General features: G+C 62.6%; 2 protein-coding genes. One reads left to right on the top strand and one right to left on the bottom strand.

The genetic code is table 11. The features are described 5' to 3' along the window. Positions 1 to 42 precede the first annotated feature (42 nt). On the bottom strand, positions 43 to 1557 hold the full coding sequence (locus ACOJSI_RS05200; protein ID WP_420137198.1) for a tryptophan halogenase family protein: 1515 nt from the start codon (positions 1555 to 1557) through the stop codon (positions 43 to 45). Positions 1558 to 1758: 201 nt separating this feature from the next. Between ACOJSI_RS05200 and ACOJSI_RS05195 the strand changes: the two genes are divergently transcribed. Then, positions 1759 to 5277, top strand: coding sequence for a TonB-dependent receptor (locus ACOJSI_RS05195; protein ID WP_420137197.1), 3519 nt, complete (start codon positions 1759 to 1761; stop codon positions 5275 to 5277). Positions 5278 to 5330: the final 53 nt, after the last annotated feature.

The raw sequence follows: 5330 nt of genomic DNA, 5'->3' as shown, positions 1-5330 counted from the left end.
CGCCTACCACCACGACCGTGCGGATCGGCGCGTCGATCGCCGTCATGCCGCCGCCGGCATCGGGCAATAATCGCCCAGGAACGCGACATGGTCGGGCATATCCGCGATCGCCGCGCCGATTTCACCGCGGATCCGCTGCAGGCCGGAAACGAGGCTGTCGATGGAGGGGCCGACTGCGCGCGGATCATAGCTTTCCGGCATTACGCCTTGCCCCAGATAGACCGACACCCAGCTCGCATCCAGGAAAGCGCCTTCGCGATATTTCACCACCCGCCCGCGGCGGCGAAACAACTCGATCTTTTCCGCCAGGCTGTCGGGAATCGCCATTGTCCGCACATAATTCCAAAAGTCGGAATCGTCGCGCTGCGTCGCGTGATAGTGGAGGATCAGGAAGTCGCGCACCCGATCATATTCCATGTTGATCAACCGGTTGAACTCATCCCGATCCAACGGCGAGATTGCGCGCTCCGGAAACAGCTCCACCAGGGCCGTGATAGCCTGCTGCACCAAGTAGAGGCTGGTCGATTCAAGCGGCTCCAGAAAGCCGGACGACAGTCCGATGGAAACCACATTGTTGACCCAGCTACGAATCCGGCGGCCGGCCTTGAAGCGCAGCACCCGCGGATCCGCCATCGGCGCGCCCTCGACCGCCGCCGTCAGCGCATCCGCCGCTGCTGTTTCCGTGATGAAGTCGCTTGCGAAGACATAGCCGTTGCCGGTGCGGTGCTGCAGCGGGATGCGCCAGCGCCAGCCTGACGGCATTGCGATCGCGCTGGTGAACGGGGTGACGGCGGTTTCGGTCCGGCACGGCAAGGCGACTGCCCGGTCCGCCGGCAGCCAATGCGACCAGTCGTCGAACGGCTCCCCCATCGCCTTGCCGATCAACAGCGCGACAAAGCCCGAGCAATCGACGAAAAGATCGCCTTCGATCCGGCGTCCATCCTCCAGGATCACCGCCGCGACGTCGCCGCTCACACTATCGCGATCGACGTCGACGATCCTGCCTTCGCTGCGACGTGCGCCCAGCTGCTCGGCAAGGCGCCGCAGATACGGGGCGAAGGCGACCGCATCGAACTGATAGGCATAGCCAAAGGTCGAGGCGATCTCCCGGGGGTCACCCGACGGTGCACCGAAACGGTTCGCGCGCGCCAAGCTACAGGCCATTGAAAAGGCTTCGATTGGCGGCAGTGTGATGCCGGCCTGGGCCAGCCGCGAATAATAATGGTGAAATTGGACGGCGCCGGTGCCGCGGCCGAACGTGCCGAAGGGATGGATATAGCTGTCGCCGATCCGCCCCCAATTGCGGAATTCGATGCCCAGTTTGAACGTGGCGCGGGTGGCCGCCATGAACTCCGCTTCGGCGATGCCCAAGCGTTCGTTGAAGGCGCGGATGTGGGGAAGCGTGGCCTCCCCTACCCCGATAATCCCGATCGCCTCTGATTCGATCAGGTGGACGTCGCATCTTTCGGGCAGCAGCTTGGCCAGCGCGGCGGCGGTCATCCAGCCGGACGTGCCTCCGCCCACCACCACCACGCGCTGGGCACGTGCTTCTTCCATCCGTCTCCACCCCTGTCGCCAGGCTGGTACGCCCGCGATCGCTCGCTTCATAGCTAAGTTACAAAAACTGAAAACGGTTTATCCCATTCTAGCAGGTTCCCCCTTGCGGTGCGCCCGGACCGGTCCTACCAATTGTTACAAGATGCCGCGCGGTCACCGCGATGAGACATCGACAGGGACGAAAAAAGAAAGAGGGGCCTCATGACTGTGGACGACGTGTCGCTTGCGCGCGGCAGGTTTAGCCTTGCTGGTAGAACCGGCGTGCGGACGGGCGCTTCCGTCCTCGCGATGTGCGTCTTCGCGCTGGCCGCTCCGGCGCAGGCGCAGACCGGCGCCAGCAGTGGCCAGAATACGGCCGGCAGTGCGACGTCGACCAACACCCCAGGCGCCGCGTCAGCGGCCCAGGATGCGACCGGCTCGGCCGATGAAGTCGTTGTGACCGGCATTCGTCAGAGCCTTGCCAACGCCCAGAACCTCAAGCGCAACTCCGATACGGTCGTCGATGCCATCACTGCGCAGGACATCGGCGCCTTGCCGGATCGGTCGGTGACGGAGGCGCTGCAGCGCGTGCCCGGCGTCTCGATCAACCGCTTCGCCGGCAACAACGATCCCGACCATTTCTCGGTGGAAGGGTCGGGCGTCAATGTGCGCGGCCTCAATTTCGTGCGTTCGGAATTTAACGGCCGCGACACCTTCTCGGCCGGCATCGGCGGCCAGGCGATCAACTTTGCGGACGTACCGTCCGAACTGCTCGGCTCAGTCGAAGTTTACAAGAACGCAACGGCCGATCTTACCGAAGGTGGGCTGGCCGGAACGGTCAACCTGAACACCCGCAAGCCCTTCGACAACAAGGGCTTCCATGTCGGCGGCGGCCTTGAGGCCAATTATGGCGATTTCGCCAAGAAATGGGCCCCGACGGGATCGATCCTGGTCTCCAATACCTGGGATACGCCGATCGGCACGTTCGGCCTTCTCGCCAACGCATCCTACTCCCGCCTCCGGAGCCGCGCCGACGGCATCCAGGTCACCAATTTCCAAACCCGCGATGGCGTGCAGGCGGCGACCGGCACGGGCACGAACACAACCATCACCTGCCGCAACCAGCTGCCCGGCAGCAAGGATGCGACCACGCTGCCGCCCAGCACGGTAACTGGCGTCGGCGGAGCCTCCTTCCCCAACCCGGCCAACATCTGCGGCAGCACCGGCACCCCGGGTGCCGACGGCTTCGCCGATCCGACCGGTCTCGCTTATGCGCCGATCGGCGGGCAGTATCGTAGCCAGGATTATGATCGCAAGCGCGACGGCCAGGCGATCGCGGCGCAGTGGCAGAGCAACGACCAGCGTACGACCTTCACCGCACAATTCCTGCGGACCCACTCCACCAATGCCTGGGGCGAACATACGTTCGAAACCGCGCCGGACCTGTCGGAATACAGCACCTATCCGGCGGGCTGCCAACAGAACAGCAATGGTCCGAATAACGGCGCCGGCAGCGCGACGACGCGCGCCGAATGCCAGCTCAATTCGGCCGGTGAATTCGTATTCGGCCAGGATCAACGCGGCGCCGGCTATAATCCGGGGGCCGCCGCCTATCCGAACTACAGCTACGACAGCAGCGGCCTGTTCCAGAAAGGCTTCATCACGTTGCCGGGCAGCGGCTGGCGCACGGCCTCCAGCGGTTCGGCGACCACGACCGTTCCGACGGGTGGCATGCAGCAATCCCTGTCCCGCCGGCAGGTCTATGACGAGAATCTGGTAAAGGATGCGGGCTTCAACCTCAGCATCAAGCCGGACGACCATTGGTCGATCAATCTCGACGTCGATTACACCTATGCCAAGCATGACGTGGTCGATCTTAGCGTGTTCGGCTCAACCTTCGCCGACGAGGAGTTAGACCTGACCGGCAAGCTACCGGTCGTCACCGCGCACAAGCCGCTCACGCTGGCTGCCAATTGGGCGACGCCCAATCCGACGATGGCCGCCGCCACCGACGCGCAATATTTCCAAAACCGCGATTTCCAGTTCTGGCGCGCGGCGATGGATCATATCGAGCACAGCACGGGCGAAGAATATCAGGTCAAGGGCGACTTCGCCTACAAGTTCGACGATGGCGGCTTCCTGCAACGCATCAAGTTCGGCGCGCGCTATGCGGAGCGCACCCAGGACGTGCGTTATTCCGCCTACAATTGGGGCGCGATCAGCGAGGTATGGTCCGGCACGCCGGTCACATTCAACCAGGGCGATACCAGCCGGTCGTCGCTCTACACGTTCGACAACTTCTTCCGCGGCAAGACCAACGCCCCGCCAAGCGCCTATTATTACAATGGCGACCTGATCAAGGGCTATGACAGCGCGACGAGCTTCTTCCAGGCACAGAACGACATCTGGCGGAACACCAATGGCGCGACGGCCTCCAACCGGTTCCTCGCGGCGGGTCAGCGCGACGGCGCCATCCCTGGCACGGACTTCCTGCCGTCCGAAGTATCGCGCGTGCGTCAGGAGGATTCCGCCGCTTACGCCATGCTTCAGTTCGGCAATAACGATCCAATTTTCGGCAACATCCGGATGTCGGGCAATGTCGGCCTGCGGTATGTTCACACCACCGTCAGTTCGGATACGGCGACCGCCGTTCCCAACCAGGCACTGCTGGGCGTGACCGATCCTTATGCAACACGGTGCGCCCCCTCGACGCTCACTTTGCCGGACGGCACGGTTCAGACCTCGCAGCCAGGCGGCGTCTGCAATCTCGGCGCCACCGAATATGAACGGCTGCGGACCTTTGCTTCGCCCACATACGCGGCGATTCCGGCAGTCTTTACGAACAAATATGGGTATTTCCTGCCGAGCGCTAACCTGAAGTTCGGTCTGTCGCGGGACGTCATCCTGCGCTTCGCCGCGTCCAAGGTGCTGACACGTCCCGATTTCTCCAACATCCGGTCCTACCTCACCTATGACCTCGAACCGGGATCGGGTGTCATCACGATCAACGCCGGCAATCCCTACCTGAAGCCCGCCACCGCATGGCAGTTTGACGCCACCGTCGAATGGTATTTCGGCCGGGTCGGACAGCTGTCCTTCGACGCCTTCTACAAGTCGGTCGATGGCTTCTTCTACCAATCGCTGGTCAATCGTTCGATCACCAACAACGGCATTACGGAGAATATCCAGGCGCGCGGGCCGGCCAATTATGACGGCAAGGGCAAGATCAAGGGCTTCGAAATCGCCTATCAGCAGACGTTCGACTTCCTGCCTGGCTTCCTCAGCGGCTTCGGCTTCAACGGCAATTATACGTACATCAAGAGCTCGGGCCTGCCGAACTCCTTCCTCAACGGCGGCACGCCCTCCAGCGATTCCACAATTGCCAAGGGCAATCTGCCGCTCGAGGGCCTGTCGAAGCATAACATCAACGCCACCCTCTTCTACGAAAAGGGTCCGATCTCGCTCCGTGCGGCCTATAATTGGCGCTCGCGCTTCCTGCTGACCGCGGCGGACGTGATCTTCCCCTACACGTCGATCTTCAACGACAAGACCGGGCAGCTCGACGCGTCGGCGTTCATCAACATCAACCGCTACATCAAGGTCGGCGTGCAGGGCGTGAACCTGACCAACACCACGACCAAGCTGTTGCAGGCGTATAAGAGCGGCTCCAACGATCTCGCGCCGCGCTCCTATTTCACGAACGACCGGCGCTACTCGTTCATCGTCCGCATGAATTACTGAGGATCGGCCTGCCGGGGGGGGAAACCCCCCACAAAAGTTGGTGGGTGGGGGCC

Source organism: Sphingomonas sp. (assembly GCF_048595155.1).
Classification (GTDB): domain Bacteria; phylum Pseudomonadota; class Alphaproteobacteria; order Sphingomonadales; family Sphingomonadaceae; genus Sphingomonas_I.
Note: the sequence above shows the minus strand (reverse complement) of the source record. Positions and strands in the feature narration are given on the sequence as shown.